At 68.5% G+C, this 13,736-nt stretch carries 15 protein-coding genes; 5 read left to right on the top strand and 10 right to left on the bottom strand.

What is annotated here, in order from left to right; translation table 11 throughout:
* Positions 1–63: 63 nt before the first annotated feature.
* Positions 64–1,296, bottom strand: a complete 1,233-nt coding sequence (glgC, locus tag ACH4T9_RS26435) for a glucose-1-phosphate adenylyltransferase (RefSeq protein WP_396674035.1) — start codon at positions 1,294–1,296, stop codon at positions 64–66.
* Positions 1,297–1,358: 62 nt separating this feature from the next.
* Between glgC and glgA the strand changes: the two genes are divergently transcribed.
* Entirely contained in the window at positions 1,359–2,573 is a 1,215-nt protein-coding gene (gene glgA, locus ACH4T9_RS26440) for a glycogen synthase (RefSeq protein ID WP_396674036.1), read from the top strand.
* A 95-nt stretch (positions 2,574–2,668) separates the two neighbouring features.
* Here the strand turns inward: glgA and ACH4T9_RS26445 are convergent, their stop codons facing one another.
* The gene (locus ACH4T9_RS26445) at positions 2,669–3,820 is read right to left on the bottom strand and encodes a helix-turn-helix domain-containing protein (RefSeq protein ID WP_396674037.1); all 1,152 of its coding nucleotides are present in this window, start codon (positions 3,818–3,820) and stop codon (positions 2,669–2,671) included.
* Positions 3,821–3,836: 16 nt separating this feature from the next.
* Positions 3,837–4,019, bottom strand: coding sequence for a hypothetical protein (locus tag ACH4T9_RS26450; RefSeq protein ID WP_396674038.1), 183 nt, complete (start codon positions 4,017–4,019; stop codon positions 3,837–3,839).
* 212 nt (positions 4,020–4,231) lie between these two features.
* Between ACH4T9_RS26450 and ACH4T9_RS26455 the strand changes: the two genes are divergently transcribed.
* From ACH4T9_RS26455 to ACH4T9_RS26465, 3 genes are all read left to right on the top strand, one after another.
* Positions 4,232–4,459 (top strand): winged helix-turn-helix domain-containing protein, encoded by a 228-nt coding sequence (locus tag ACH4T9_RS26455; RefSeq protein ID WP_396674039.1) that lies wholly within the window; start codon positions 4,232–4,234, stop codon positions 4,457–4,459.
* Positions 4,460–4,822: 363 nt separating this feature from the next.
* Positions 4,823–5,050, top strand: a complete 228-nt coding sequence (locus tag ACH4T9_RS26460) for a GntR family transcriptional regulator (RefSeq protein ID WP_396674040.1) — start codon at positions 4,823–4,825, stop codon at positions 5,048–5,050.
* Positions 5,051–5,167: 117 nt separating this feature from the next.
* Positions 5,168–5,296 (top strand): hypothetical protein, encoded by a 129-nt coding sequence (locus ACH4T9_RS26465; RefSeq protein WP_396674041.1) that lies wholly within the window; start codon positions 5,168–5,170, stop codon positions 5,294–5,296.
* A 116-nt stretch (positions 5,297–5,412) separates the two neighbouring features.
* On the opposite strand, the gene ACH4T9_RS26470 is transcribed toward ACH4T9_RS26465, so the two are convergent.
* Complete coding sequence (locus ACH4T9_RS26470; RefSeq protein WP_396674042.1) at positions 5,413–6,024, bottom strand: dihydrofolate reductase family protein; 612 nt, start codon at positions 6,022–6,024, stop codon at positions 5,413–5,415.
* A gap of 268 nt (positions 6,025–6,292) precedes the next feature.
* Between ACH4T9_RS26470 and ACH4T9_RS26475 the strand changes: the two genes are divergently transcribed.
* On the top strand, positions 6,293–7,141 hold the full coding sequence (locus ACH4T9_RS26475) for an SDR family oxidoreductase (protein ID WP_396674043.1): 849 nt from the start codon (positions 6,293–6,295) through the stop codon (positions 7,139–7,141).
* 346 nt (positions 7,142–7,487) lie between these two features.
* Here the strand turns inward: ACH4T9_RS26475 and ACH4T9_RS26480 are convergent, their stop codons facing one another.
* The 6 genes from ACH4T9_RS26480 to ACH4T9_RS26505 form a co-directional block, all read right to left on the bottom strand.
* Complete coding sequence (locus ACH4T9_RS26480; protein WP_396674044.1) at positions 7,488–7,799, bottom strand: hypothetical protein; 312 nt, start codon at positions 7,797–7,799, stop codon at positions 7,488–7,490.
* 74 nt (positions 7,800–7,873) lie between these two features.
* Entirely contained in the window at positions 7,874–8,158 is a 285-nt protein-coding gene (locus tag ACH4T9_RS26485) for a hypothetical protein (protein ID WP_396674045.1), read from the bottom strand.
* Between the two features lie 1,190 nt (positions 8,159–9,348).
* Positions 9,349–9,486 (bottom strand): hypothetical protein, encoded by a 138-nt coding sequence (locus tag ACH4T9_RS26490; RefSeq protein WP_396674046.1) that lies wholly within the window; start codon positions 9,484–9,486, stop codon positions 9,349–9,351.
* Positions 9,487–9,710: 224 nt separating this feature from the next.
* Positions 9,711–9,893 (bottom strand): hypothetical protein, encoded by a 183-nt coding sequence (locus tag ACH4T9_RS26495; protein ID WP_396674047.1) that lies wholly within the window; start codon positions 9,891–9,893, stop codon positions 9,711–9,713.
* A gap of 17 nt (positions 9,894–9,910) precedes the next feature.
* Positions 9,911–13,228 (bottom strand): RHS repeat-associated core domain-containing protein, encoded by a 3,318-nt coding sequence (locus ACH4T9_RS26500; protein ID WP_396686863.1) that lies wholly within the window; start codon positions 13,226–13,228, stop codon positions 9,911–9,913.
* A 172-nt stretch (positions 13,229–13,400) separates the two neighbouring features.
* Positions 13,401–13,640 carry a hypothetical protein gene (locus ACH4T9_RS26505; protein ID WP_396674050.1) on the bottom strand — a complete coding sequence of 80 codons (240 nt, stop codon included), beginning with the start codon at positions 13,638–13,640 and terminating at the stop codon, positions 13,401–13,403.
* Positions 13,641–13,736 lie beyond the last annotated feature (96 nt).

The following is a 13,736-nucleotide window of genomic DNA, read 5'->3' on the forward strand; positions in this document are numbered from 1 at the left end:
GCAACCTCCAGGGACGGGACGGACGCTGACTCTTTCCCGGAGACGGCCGGGGTCACACGTGACTCAGGGCTCGACCCGCTGGCCCTTGCCGATCACCACGATGCCGTTGTCGGAGACGGTGTAGCGCTGCCGGTCCTTCTCGAGGTCGACACCGATCTCGGCCCCCTCGGGGACGACGACGTTCTTGTCCAGGATGGCGCGGCGGACCACGGCGTGCCGGCCGATCTCGACCCCCTCCATCAGCACCGCGCCGTCGACGTGCGCCCAGGAGTGCACCTTGACCTTCGGCGAGACGATCGAGTTCTCCACCAGGCCGCCGGAGATCACCGCGCCGGGCGAGACCATCGACGCCACGGCCCGGCCGACCCGCTCACCCCACTGGTGGACGAACTTCGCCGGCGGGTACGGCGGCTGATCGGTGTAGATGGGCCACTCGAAGTTGTAGAGGTTGAACACCGGGTGGACGTTGATCAGGTCCATGTGCGCGTCGTAGAACGAGTCGAGCGTCCCCACGTCCCGCCAGTAGCCGAGATCGCGGTCGGTGCTGCCGGGCACCTCGTTGTCGCGGAAGTCGTAGACGTTCGCCTCGCCCCGTTCGACCATCATCGGGATGATGCTGCCGCCCATGTCGTGCTTGCTGGTCTTGTCCTCCGCGTCCCGCTCGACGGCCTCCAGGAGGACCTTCGTGGTGAACACGTAGTTGCCCATCGAGGCGTAGATCTGGTCCGGCGCGTCGGGCAGCCCGGCCGCGTCGGTGGGCTTCTCCCGGAACGCCCGGATGCGCCGGCCGTCCTCGCCGACCTCGATCACGCCGAACTGGTCGGCCATCGAGAGCGGCTGGCGGATGCCCGCGACGGTCACCCCGGCGCCGGAGGCGATGTGGTCGTCCACCATCTGTCGGGGGTCCATCCGGTAGATGTGGTCCGCGCCGAAGACGATCACGTAGTCCGGCTGCTCGTCGTGGACGAGGTTGAAGCTCTGGTAGATGGCGTCGGCCGACCCGGCGAACCACCACGGCCCGCGCCGCTGCTGCGCCGGCACCGGCGTGACGTAGTTGCCGAGCAGGGTCGACATCCGCCACGTCTTGGTGATGTGCCGGTCCAGTGAGTGGGACTTGTACTGGGTCAGCACAACGATCTTGAGGAAGCCGGCGTTGGCGAGGTTGGACAGGACGAAGTCGACCATGCGGTACATCCCGCCGAACGGGACGGCCGGTTTGGCCCGGTCCGTGGTGAGCGGCATCAGGCGCTTGCCTTCCCCACCGGCCAGGACGATCGCGAGCACCTTGTCAGCCATGACCAGACGCTAACCACCCGCGTGCCACTTCACCACTCGGACGGCTGCACTAGGGTGCGGGCATGACCGACTCCTCCCCGGCCACCGGAACACTCCGCGTCGATCTGCTCACCCGCGAGTACCCGCCGGAGGTGTACGGCGGGGCCGGGGTGCACGTCGAGTACCTCGCCCGGGAGCTGCGCCGACTCGCCGACGTGCGGGTGCACTGCTTCGGGGCGGCGCGCACCGAGCCGGGCGTCACCGCGTACGCCGAGCCGGCCGGCCTGGCCGGCGCGAACGCCGCGCTGCGCACCATGGGCGTCGACCTGGAGATGGCCGCCGGGTGCGCCGGGGCGGACGTGGTGCACAGCCACACCTGGTACGCCAACCTCGCCGGGCACACCGCGAAGCTGCTGCACGGCGTCCCGCACGTGGTCACCGCGCACAGCCTGGAGCCGCTGCGGCCGTGGAAGGCCGAGCAGCTCGGCGGCGGCTACGCGCTGTCCTCCTGGTGCGAGCGCACGGCGTACGAGGCGGCCGACGCCATCGTCGCCGTGAGCGCGGGGATGCGCGCGGACGTGCTGGCGGCGTACCCGGCGGTGGACCCGGACCGGGTGCGGGTGCTCCACAACGGCATCGACACCGTCCAGTACGCCCCGGACACCGGCACCGACGTGGTGGACCGGCTCGGCATCGACCCGACCCGCCCGAGCGTCGTGTACGTGGGGCGGATCACCCGGCAGAAGGGCCTGCCCTACCTGCTGCGGGCGGCCCGCGAGTTGCCGGCCGACGTCCAGCTCGTGCTGCTCGCCGGGGCCCCCGACACCCCCGAGATCGCCGCCGAGGTCGAGGGCCTGGTCGCCGAGCTGCGGGCCAACCGGTCCGGAGTGGTCTGGGTCGCCGAGATGCTGCCCAAGCCCGAGGTGATCCAGGTGCTCACCCACGCCACGGTCTTCGCCTGCCCCTCGGTCTACGAGCCGATGGGCATCGTCAACCTGGAGGCGATGGCCTGCGAGACGGCGGTGGTGGCCACCGCCACCGGCGGCATCCCCGAGGTCGTCGCCGACGGCGAGACCGGCCTGTTGGTCCCCATCGAGCAGGCCGCCGACGGCTCCGGCACCCCGCTGGATCAGGACCGGTTCGTGGCCGACCTGGCCGCCGCGATCAACACCCTGCTCGCCGATCCGGTGAAGACCGCCGAGCTGGGCCGGGCCGGGCGGCGTCGCGCCGTGGCGCACTTCTCCTGGGACGCCATCGCCGCCCGCACCCTCGACCTCTACCGCTCGCTGTTGGGGTAAGGCAGCCAGGCCACTCTTCCCGACGGTGGGCAGAATGGCGGCATGGGTTGGCGGAAGAAGCGGGCACCAAGTCCCCCTGCGCAGCCGGGCCGGGGTCAGGTGACGTGCAGGGTGGCGGCGAGCCGGACCAGGTCGGACGGGGCAGCGGCGGAGCGTGCCACCACGGCCACGAGGTCCCGTACCGGTGGCCGGTCGTGCACCTCGCCGTGGGCGGTGCGTTCGGCGTCGAGCAGCGCCCGGCCCGCCCGGAGCATGTCGCCCGTCTGCGCGTACGCGCGGGCGGCGTCGACGAGGTACGCGGCCCGGTGCTCGGGCGGCAGCCACCGCCACTCGTCGCCGGCTGTCAGCCGCTCGTGGCGTGCCATCGCCGCCGCGACGTCCCCGAGGGCGGACTCGGCCACCACCCGCGCGGCCTCGACCGCCGCCCGGCCGAAGCCCCCGTCCGCAACTCCCTCGGCCCGGTCGAGCAACTCCCGGGCGACGCTCTCGTTGCCCCGGCCGGCGGCGGCGAGGGCGGCCTGGAGCAGCAGCGTCCCGCGTAGGGACGGGTCGCCCGAGGGAGCGTCACCGGTCCGGGGCGGCGTGATGCGGTGCGCGGCGACGACGGCGGCCTGCATCGCGGACTGTCGCCGGCCGCCGTACCGCAGGGCCTGGGCCAGCGGCACGGTGGCGACGGCGACCGCCCACGGGTCGTGCGTGGCCACGGCGGCGGCCATCCCCCGGTCGGCGGCCAGCCAGGCCAGCTCCCCCTGGTCAATCTTCACGAGCACCAGGGCGACCAGTCCGTACACGTCGACCAGTACGTCATCGGTCGCCCGGCCGGGGCGGGCGGCCCGCACCGTACGGGCGGCGTCGAGCAGGCCGGGCAGCCGGGCGAGCAGCTCCGGGTACCGGGCGTGCCGGTAGGTCAGCTCCGCGTGGTCGAGGCGGGCTCGCAACTCCGCGATGTCGGACGGCCGGGTCGCAGCCTCGACGTGGTACCGGGCCAGGGCGGCCCGCACCCCCTCCAGCCCGGCGGCTGCCGGGTCCGGCCGCCCGGGTCGCTCCGCCAGCAGGACCTCCAGGTCGATTCGGAGCGCCTCGGCGATCTCCCGGAGGCTGGACACCCGTTCCAGCCGGCGCGCCCCACGCTCGACCTTGTCCACCCAGCTCTTCGACTTGCCGAGGCGGTCGGCGAACTGCTGCTGCGTCATGTTCCGCCGCACCCGCCACTGGGCGACGCGGCGGCCCACCGGCAGCTCGTTCACCGCCGGCCCGTCCCGCTCACCCGAAGATCCCGAGCAGGAGCAGCACGAGTACGACCAGCGCGACCGTGAGGCCGTAGGCGTACTGCCGCCGGGTGAGGGGTCGCGCGGTCCGGGCGGGCCGGACAGGGCACCCGGTCCCCGTCGGGCTGCGGCGGCGGGGCACCCGCAACCGGGTACGCCGCCGGCAACGGCCCGTCATGCGGACGCTCGTGCATCTCTGCCTCCTCAGGGTTGGAGGGCGGAGGGCGGGGTGGCGGGAGGAGCCACCCCGCCCGGGGCAGAGGCGCTCCGCTGCTGACGAGAGGACCTCCTACATCGCAACTTAGGACCCTCAGTACCAAGAGTCAACAGAGGGTTCACACCGTGTCGCGCTGGTGAGATCCTGAACGGGCTGACGAGAGGTGGTCCACCATGCCCCGCAAGCCCGTGTACGAGCAGGTCATCGATGACGTCACTGCGTCAATCCGAAGCGGCACGCTCAAACCGGGTGACAGGCTGCCGACTATCGCCGAACTCGCCCGGCAATACAGCTCGTCCGACAACCCAATCAAGCGAGCCCTTTGGATCCTGGATGAGCGGGGCTGGATCGAGGTCCACCAGGGCAAGGGATCGTTCGTGGCCCCGAAGCCGCCCGCTTAGATCCGATCCGGGTTGACTGTTGACTGTTGGGCCGCTCCGCCAACCGCCGGGCCAAAGCCGGTTGCCGAGCTGGACACCGCCTGGCCGTCGCAGGCCCCGGGGGGAATGCCCCCGCCTACCGACGTCATCACCCCCTGTCGGTCGACCTCCGCCGGGTCGACCTACCCTCTTGCGGCCCCTATGGAGCTGCCCCGTTTGTGCTATCGAGGAAGCGGGAGCATAGACGGGGCAGCTCCATAGGGGCCGAAGGGCATGTCCTCACCAGGAAGCTCACGAATCGTGGCTCCTCGGATTTGCGGGTCGCGGGAAGCCGGGCGATGAGGTGGCGTGGTCGAATCGGGCTGCCGAACGCAGACAGCACCCATGACCATCCCGATGGGCTACCGGAAGATCGCCGCCGACCTGCACGCCCGCATCCAACAGGGCGAGTACCCACCGGAGACGAGGCTGCCCACGTACGCCGAGTTGGCCCAGCTCTACTCCGCGAGTGTCTCCACCGTCCAGCGGACGGTGATGCTGCTCCAGGCCCAGGGCATCATCGTCGGCGTGCAGGGCGCCGGCCTCTTCGTCGCGGCGGCACCGCCCGCCTAGACCGGCTCAACAACGTCGTCCCCGCCGATCCCCGCTGTCCAGCCAACACGTCGGCACGGGGCCACGCCGCGTCGCGCCCGGTGCGATTCTGGCCAGGCTGACGAGAGGTGGTCGACCATGCCGCGCAAGCCTGTGTACGAACAGCTCAGCCCGATCAGGTTGGCCCTGCGGATCCTGGACGAGCGGGGCTGGATCGAGGTGTACCAGGGCAAGGGCTCGTTCGTGGCACCGGAACCGCCCGCCTGAGGCCCGTCGCAGGCTGCCCATGATCGTCTGCTGATCACGGACAACTCTGCCGGCGTGTCGTGCCGGTTATCAGCAGACGATCATGGCGGGACGCCTCAAGCGCGAGGGCGTGGCGGCTACCCAGCGGGCACCTGGTCCTTGATGTCGTCGTAGCCGACCTTCGCGGGTGCGGCGGTCGGCGAGTAGTTCACGCGGATCACGCCCGTCGGGAACGCTTCCGTCGCCACCACCCTCAGGTGGTACGGCACGTCACCGTCGTCGAAGAGCTTGCGTCCCTTACGCGCCGCCACCGGATGCACCAGCAGGCGCAGCTCGTCGACCAGCCCTGCGGCGAGCAGTTGCTGCACCACGGAGATCGACCCGGGGATGACGATGCCCCTGATGCCGGTGTCGGCCTTGAGGACGGTGACGGCGTCGACGAGATCGCCCTGGATCAGCTCGGAGTTCCGCCAGGAGAACTCCAGCCGCTGGCGCGAGACGACCACCTTGCGCATGTCTCCGAGCTGCTTGGCGAACGCCGCGTCGTCCCCGCCCGCAGCCTCGCGGTCGGGCCAGGCTCCGGCGAAGCTGCCATAGGTCTCGCGGCCGATGAGCAGCACGTCGGCGGTGTCGTAGTCCTCGCCGACGGCGCGGCCCATGTTCTCGTCGAAGTACGGCAGGTGCCAGTCGGGATCGATCTCGGCCACCCCGTCGGCCGAGATGAACAGCGTGGAGACAACCTTGGCCATCACCATGATCCTTTCGAGTATGTCAGCAGTGACAGGTGTGCCGGACGCGGTCGAAGCGCCCCGCGAGCAGATCGTCGCGGTGGACGGTCCAGCCGTACCACGTCCGGGTACGACGTGGCCGCATCCTCGCGCACCCGTCCGACAGTCTCGCCGGCCGGCGCCACGCCGCAGGCCGGCTTTCCGGCCGAAGCGACCACCACGCGCCAGCATCCGGCGAGACTGAACTGGCCGGGCTCGACCGGCTGCCGGCGGACGGGAAGGAACCGACATGGGTACGTACGCGGTGACGGGCGCCGCCTCGGGCATGGGCAGGGCGACAGCCGAGCGGCTGCGCGGTGACGGGCACACCGTCATCGGCGTCGACCTGCGGGACGTCGAGGTCATCGCCGACCTGTCCACGCCGACGGGGCGCGCGGCGGCGGCGGCCGAGGTGCTGGAGCGCGTCGGCGGCCGGCTCGACGGCGCGGTCTGCGCGGCCGGACTCGGCGGTATCCCGGGGCGGGACCGCATGGTGCAGCAGGTCAACTTCTTCGGCGTCGTGGATCTGCTCGAGGCGTGGCGGCCCGTGCTGGCCGCAGCCGGCAACAGCAAGGTCGTGGTGTTCGGCTCGAACTCCACCACGCTCACCCCGATGGTGCCGGAGAGCGTCGTGCGGGCCCTGCTCGCTCGGAACCCCGACAGGGCCATGCGCGTATTGCGGCGCTTCGGCAAGCGCTCGGCGCCCTTCGCGTACGCCAGCTCGAAGATGGCGGTGACGCGGTGGGCGCGGCGCAGCGCGATCTCGCCGCAGTGGGCCGGCGCCGGCATCCGGGTCAACGTCCTCGCCCCCGGCATCATCGCCACCCCGCTGCTCGACGAGCAGATCGCCCGGGGCGAGAAGGAGTCGGTCGAGCAGTTGGCCGTGCCGATCGGCGGACGCGGCAAGCCGGCGGACGTCGGCGAGTGGGTGGCGTTCATGCTGTCGCCGGCCGCCGACTTCCTCTGCGGCTCGGTGATCTTCCTGGACGGCGGCTCCGACGCCTACTTCCGCACCGACGACTGGCCCGCCTCCACCGGCCCAGCCGGGATCATCCGCTACCTGCGACGCGCAAAGGCCTGGCGGGCCACCCGGCACTGACCGGCCGACGGCGAACACGCCGGGAGCAACCGCGTCCTCGTCGTGGTCTGAGGGCTGGTCACCGAGCTGCGGACGAACCGGTCGGGGGTGCTGGGCATCGTCAGCCTGGGGGCGATGGCCTGTGAGACGGCGGTGGTGGCCACCGCCACGTTCGCGACGTGAGACTTGCCGCCCTGGCCGAGTCGCCGGGATGGCCGAGCGGATAAGCGGTTCAGGCCCTCGGGCTTCCGGCATTCGCGTCGCGACCGAGGCTCACCCCTTCCAACAACGCCCTCCGCATCGGCGCGTGCGTCACCGATGCGGAGGGCGTTGGGTTGATCCGGGCCGGGCTAGGCCACGCCGGGGGTTACGAGCAGGGCCGGACCCAGGCGGTGCTGACCCAACCGTTGGTGTCGCCACTGTCGTTCCACAGGGAGACGTGGTAGCGGCCGTTTGCCTCCTGCGCCGCGAACATCCGGGTGTTGTAGCCGACCGAGTGCGGCCACTTCGTGGTGGACGAGGTGCTGTCCACGAACACGGACAGGGTGCTGGCGGTGGAGCACTTGCTGTACTGGTAGTAGCCCGCCTGCGCGGCGCCGCCGGTCGCCACGGTCGTGCCGAGGCTGGTCAGGGCGGTCACCGTCAGAAGGGCGAGCGCACGCTTGCTGGTCGTACTCATGGGTGCCTCCGCGTCGTCGGGTTGTGGGTGTCCAGGCCGCGCCGGTGCCGCGGCGGATGCCGTGGGCGAGCCTTTCAGCAGGCTCGGACCCAGGCCGTGCTGACCCAGCCGTTGGTGTTGCCGGAGGTGTCCCAGAGGGAGACGTGGTAGCGGCCGTTGGCCTCCTGGGCCGCGTACATCTCGTTGTTGAATCCGACCTGGTGCGGCCACTTCGTGGTCGAGGAGGTGCTGTCGACAAAGAAGGAGAGCGAGACTGCATTCGAGCACTTGCGGTATTGGTAATAGCCGGCCTGGGCAGCGCCGCCGGGAACCGCGACGGCGCCCAGGCTGGCGAGTGCGGCACTTGTCAGTAGGGCCACGGTACGAGACTTTAGCCGGTCCATCCTGCCTCCACATTGCGATCGGTCAATGCTCTACTCGACCCTACGCACACCGTGATGTTCTGGCAACAAGGGCTCCCCGCAGACCCGGACCTGCCCAGCCCACCCAGGTCCTGGTCTCTCACGAAGGAAATTCGGATTCCTCCGAGGCCCGCACACCTGCTCGCCCGGCTCGCATCGCTGATCCGACCTGGGACAACCATTCCCCGCACAAGCACCAACCGACCTCGCATGAGGCGTCACGATAAGCATGAACCCGCCCGCAGGCGGCACATGCGCAACCGAGCTCGCCTTCCGTCCCGGCGGCCCGACGATCCGGATCAACACCCAGCTCATCGTCATCCCGTTACATCTCGTTGCCTTTACCTCGGCACCGCCGCAGCCAAGGACCTCTTTTGCTCTGCATCCACGGGGGCAGCGGTTCACGCTACGGAACGCTCCACGCCACTGATCACCAGCAATATTCTTGCGCATGACCTGACCAGGTGCACCGCAGGCGCCGCTCACACGACCTCATCACCGCCGTAACCAGCAGTTAACCGAAAAGAGCAATGGCCCTGTCCTGACTCCGGCCGGCCCGTTCGTGCAGAAGCGGCGCGAGTGGGTCTTCGATACCGGCGACACCCCCCGGCCCTGAGCAGGAGTGGTACGTGCAGCCAGCGTTGGCCGACGCCCGGGGCGCGCTCCCGGTAAACCCGCTGGTACCAGCAGTGACAAGACGGGGCGTGGATTTCACAGACTCTGCCACCACCGTACGGCTTGACAACTAGGTCAAGGGCACGTTCAGGTCTTAAGGCCGCCTCGAGCCAGGCCATCGAGGAATCAGAATCGCGAGCACTGCGGCGATAAGCAACAGATAGGATGCGAAGATTACCCATACCGGAGCTTGTATCTCACGAAGCCCGAGTGTGATTAAACCTGCCAGGAGAGAGCCGAAGATCACGACGTAGAGCGCCATGGACGGATGCATCGGCTTTTTGGACATTCTACTTGGAAGCCTTCCATTCGTAAACACCATTGACACTAACACCCCCGGTTGGGCTGGCAATTTCCGCCAGCCCAACCGGAGATTTACCTACCATCAGTCGCCGTCGTTATCGCAGTCCTCCATCCCCCCGCTGATAAATGCCATGCCGACCCCTGTCACTCCGGCAGCGCCTCCCGCCGGTTTAGCGGATGAGGTTGGTGGTGCCCAGGTTGGTTTCGTCGGTGGTGGTGTTGTTGCCGTAGGGGTCGTACTTGTAGATGGCAGCGAGGGTGCCGTTGGACCGGATTCCTCTGCAGAACCTGCCTATCGAGAGCCACACGCCCCGGTCTCCGCATAGCCCATTATGGACGTGATGCCCGCGTCATCCCAAAACTAATCGAATCCCTGTGGCGATCACCTGAAAAGCTTGGAGGCGGCACCGCACCGCCTTCGCGAGGACGAGCAGGCGGCGGTGTAACGTCCGTTGATGGGTCTGATCCAGGGAAGATGACGACAGCCGCCTTCCCTGGATCAGCATTCGCCATTCAAGTTATCGCGTTTAAATCACTCGCGCATGCTCCGATAGATCGCCAGCCCCACGAGCGTCGCAACAAGTCCTCCAAGCACCGTTACCGCGACGAGCGCCCGGTCAGCTGTCGGCCAATCCGCGGTTACAGCCTGAAACAGAACGCTGCCGGCCAGGCCGACCACAAATACGGTAAGCATGAGCTTCACGTTGAATTTCATAGGACCAATCATCATCGCTAATTTACGAGGTTGCCAGCAATACCCGCAATGCCCCAGATGCTATTGAAGGCAGCATCCTCGGGATCGCCGCCGGTCAAGAGCGCAGTGGTGACACCGCCGAGCATCCCAAACGTGGCACCCCCGACTGCCCCGCCAGCAGCACAGGCCAGGAGTGTAAATCCCATGGTTACCGTCGCGCCGCCCAGGCAAGCTCCCATCAACCCGGCCGTCGCTACTGCGCCCACGGCGTTACCCACGATGGCAGCAGCAGCGTCTCCCCACGACTGACCAGTGGGATCAACGTGAGTAACGGGGTTGGCCCCTGCGTAGGCGTAGCGGTTGCCGTGCTGGGGGTTGCCGATGAAGCTGAGGTTGTCCTGTTGGGTGAAGCGGCCCTGTTGGGGGTTGTACCAGCGCTGGCCGAGCTTGGTGAGGCCGGTGCTCTGGTCGTAGATGCCGCCGGTGTAGCGGATGAGGCTGGTGGTGCCGAGGTTGGTTTCGTCGGTGGTGGTGGCGTTGCCGTAGGGGTCGTACTTGTAGGTGGCGGCGAGGGTGCCGTTGGTCTTGACGGCGGCGACGGGGGTGCCGAGTCCGTCGAGGACGAACGCGGTGTCGGTGGTACCGATGCGCAGGCCCAGCGGGGTGCCGATGGCGTCGCGTTCGACGTAGACGGTGGTGCCGCTGGCGGTCCAGGACTGGAGCCAGGGCATGCCGTGTTGGTCTTCGTAGCCGTACTGCAGGGTGGTGGTGCCGGCGCGGGTGAGTTCGACCTGGTCGGTGCCGGCGTAGGCGTAGGTGCCGGTGTTCGCGGCGGTCATCTGGTTGGCGCCGTTGTAGGTGACGGGGTTGACCGTCGGGCTGCTGGTCCGGGTCTGGTTGCCGCGGTTGTCGTAGGTGTTGTTGGTGGTGGTGATCTGGTTGGCGGTGTTGTAGGTCAGGGTCTGGGTGGTGGTGCCGTCGACCTTGACGCTGGTGCGGTTGCCGTTGCTGTTGTAGGCGTACTCGTAGGTCTTGCCGTTGTAGTTGGTGGCCTTGGTCAGCCGGTTGGCCTGGTCGTAGGTGAACTCGCTGACCGCACCGCTGGTCTCGTCTTTCTGCCACTGGCGTAGGCCGGTGTCGTCGGCGGTGGCGGTGGAGCAGGGCTGCCCGGAGCTGTACTCGGCGTAGCAGTAGGTGACGTCGAAGACCGTTGCCGGGGCGGCCGAGTTGCGGGTGGCGGTGATGCGGGTGGGCCGGTCGGACTTGTCGTAGACCGTCTTGACACGCAGGGCGTAGACGCTGTTGGTCGCGTCGGTGGCGAACCAGGTGTTGAGGCGGTTGCCGTCCTTGTCGTAGGAGTAGTTGTAGCGGGTGGCGCTGGCGGTGTCGGTGCGGACCAGCCAGTTACGGGTGTTGTAGTAGTGCGTGGTGGTGCCGCGGCCGTCGGTCAGCTCGGTGAGGTTGCCGGCGAGGTCGTGCTCGTAGACGAACGCGGCGGTGCCGGGGTTGGTGCGCTTGTGCAGGCGGTTGAGCTGGTCGTGCTCCCAGGTGGTGACGCCGGTGGAGTCGGTACGGCTGACCAGGTTGCCGGCGCGGCCGTACTCGAAGGTCACGTCCGACAGGGTCCCGCAGCCGGAGTAGCTGGTCTTCTGGACCCGGTCGTCCTTGCTCCACTCGTTCGTGGTGGTGCACCCGCCCTGGGTGACGGTGGCGATCCGGCCGAGGACGTCGTAGGTGAACGTCTTGACCGCCAGGCCGTTGCCGGTGGGCGGGGTCAGCGTGGTGATCTGCTTGTCGCTGTCGTAGGTGTAGGTGGTGGGGTTGCCGGTGTTCGCCGGGTCGGTGGAGGACTTGACGGTGCCGTTGGTGTTGTAGTCGACGTCGGCCTTGGCGGCCAGGGCGTCGGCGGTCGAGGTGCGGTTACCGGCGCCGTTGTAGGTGAAGGTGGAGGAGTTGCTCTGGGTGTCGATCGACGAAGAGGGCTGGAAGTTCGCCGTCGGGTTCGTCGAGGTCGCCGCGTTGGCGTACGCCGCCGAGGCGCTGGCCCCGGACGGCGAGGCCGACTTCGTCAGCGACGACCCGGCGTTGGCTCCGTAGGTGTTGGTGACGGTGCCGCCCTCGGGGCTGACGTCGGTGGCCACGTCGCTGAACGGGGTGTAGGTCTTGGAGCGCTCGTTGCCGGCGGGGTCGGTGGTCTTGGTGACCCGCTTGTCGCTGTTGAGGTCGTAGGTGGTGTGTGGCACCGACGCGACCGGCTGCGACAGGTCCTGCCGGGGGTCGGCGACCTTGGTCTGCGACGAGGTGGGGTAGGCGAACCGGGTCGTCGCGCCCTGACCGGTGGCGTTGTTGGTGACCTGGGTGAACGAGGTGACCCGGTGCTGACCGTCGTAGGTGACGGTGCTGTAGGTGTCGTCCTTGGTCCAGATCTTCACCAGGTCACCGGCGGTGTCGTACTCGAACGCCCACCGTCGGGCCGACGCCGGGGTCTGGATGGCCTTGAGCCGGTTGTTGGTGTCGTACTCGTAGGTCACCTCCCGCAGCACGTCGTATCCGTCGCTCTGCTGGTACTTCGTCAGCCGGCCGCTGGCGAAGGTGGCCGTCGCCTTACGCGCATACGCGCCACCCCGGTCCGACGTCACCTGGGTGAGTTGCCCGCCGCTGTAGACGTAGTCGGTGACGTTGTCGTTGCGGTCCTCGGTCTTGTCCAGCAGACCGTCCGAGGTGAAGAACAACTCCTTGCCGCTGTTGTGCTCCGTCAGCTTCCACCCCGTGCCGTTGTGCGCGAGGGTGGCCTTGAACTCCCCGGGCGAGGTGTAGGCCGAACCGGAGGCGGTGAACTTGCCCACCACCCCGTCGGCGGCCGCGTAGGTCACCGAACCGTCGTCGGCCGGGTACAGCTTCACGTCCTGCCCGGAGCGGGTCCGCCACCCCGCACCGTGCGCCCCGACCGCCAGGTCACTGCCCAGCATCAGGCTGTTGAACGCCGCACCGAGCGTCACGTTCCCCGCGGTCCCCGGCAGCGTCAGGTCGGTGCTGAGCAGCATCAGGTTCCCGGACCCGACGTTGACCTTCGCCTCGAGGCGGTCGGTCAGCGAGAACGACACCTGCGTGCCGCTACGCACCGGGCCGGTGCCCTTCGGCACCGACGGCGCCGCCCCCGCGGCCGACACCGGCAGCGCCGCACGCCGCGGACTGTCGAACAACCACACCTTCGACGACGACCGCGGCGACACCTGCGGCGCCGATGCCGTCTCCTTCGCCGCCGCTGGCGCGGCGGACACGGCCGGCGGAACCGCCAGCACCGAAGCGGCCAGCAGCGCGGACGCCACCCCTACAGCCGCATGACGTTGAACCATGAACACTCCTGACAATGGATGACCGGCGGACCTGTTTCCACCGGAGATTGGACACACCTCACCGCACTCGGCACGGCATAAAGCCGAACCGGCGCAGGCTGAAACAGCACCCCGGATATGCGGGCGCCAAGAAAGTAATGAAAGAGAATTGTCTCGGAAGGTTGGTGCGCGGTCAGTCGCCGACGCGCGGCTGGTGGGCAACCGCCTCACACGTCAGCCCGACCTCCGCCAGAGATGCCAGATCCCGATTCACGCGGGACGCCGCCTCCGCGAACAGCGGAACAAGCCACGCCGCGACCGCCAGCCCGCAGGAGAGCACAACAATGCGCATCGTCAACACTGCGAGCTGGGTAAATTTCGACTTTCGTCCTGACTCATGTATCCCCCGTATATGCAGCTGATTGCTATCCATCAATCATTGCCTTGGCACAAGCTATCCGCCGGTCAGGCGGCAGGTCAATGAAGATTACAAACAGAAAGGATCAAAGCCGCATAGGCGCACAAATTG

Origin of the sequence: Micromonospora sp. NPDC020750 (genome assembly GCF_044334565.1) — a bacterium.
Classification (GTDB): Bacteria; Actinomycetota; Actinomycetes; order Mycobacteriales; family Micromonosporaceae; genus Micromonospora.